General features: G+C 47.0%; 1 protein-coding gene and 1 pseudogene. One reads left to right on the top strand and one right to left on the bottom strand.

Features of this window, described 5'->3' with window-relative positions; translation table 11 throughout:
• Window positions 1-437 (top strand): conjugal transfer protein TraN (gene traN / locus R8N47_RS25805; RefSeq protein WP_318186179.1); only part of this gene is annotated, 437 nt, incomplete at its 5' end.
• Window positions 438-475: 38 nt separating this feature from the next.
• Here the strand turns inward: traN and R8N47_RS25810 are convergent.
• Window positions 476-655 (bottom strand): annotated as a pseudogene (locus tag R8N47_RS25810) (hypothetical protein); the annotation flags it as partial.

Genomic DNA, 655 nt, shown 5'->3' on the forward strand with positions numbered 1-655 from the left:
TAGGCTCTTATTGTAAATCTAAGGTGTTGGGCGCTTGTATTGAAAAAAGAGAAGCGTATTGCTGCTTCAATTCTCCGCTCTCTCGTATTATACAAGAACAGGTTCGCCCTCAATTGGGGCAGAACTTTGGAGACCCCAAAAATCCTCAGTGTGAAGGGATTCCACTAGATAAAATTGCCGAAATTGATTGGAGCAAAATTAATTTGGATGAGTGGCTTGGGATATTACAGCAGAACGGTAAATTCCCTGATCCGGCCTCAATAAATCTCGACTCGCTGACTGGAGCAGGGAATGACTTCAATATTGACGGGACGCGGAAGAATGCTCAGGAAAGGGCGTTGGAGCGGTTGGAAGGGATTGATATTGACGCGAAGCGAAAAGAGGCGACAAACAGCATAGACCCTCAAACAGGCGCGCCAACTGGTGGTGGTGGATAAAAAAAGGGGCCTTTCGGCCCCTTTCTCATGTAGATTGATTACGCTTCTGGGTAAACAAATAACTCTGCTTTTCCCTGATCAAGAAGGTAAGGGAAAGCAACTTTTTCGCCATTATCCAGCTCAACCGATTTTGGAGCAAGGTAGAGGTAGGCCCAAGCTGGTAGCTGTTTGCTAATAGCTGCGTAGATCGCTTGCTGAGGAGCATGGCTTGCTGCCCC

This window comes from Vibrio sp. 2132-1 (genome assembly GCF_033344315.1).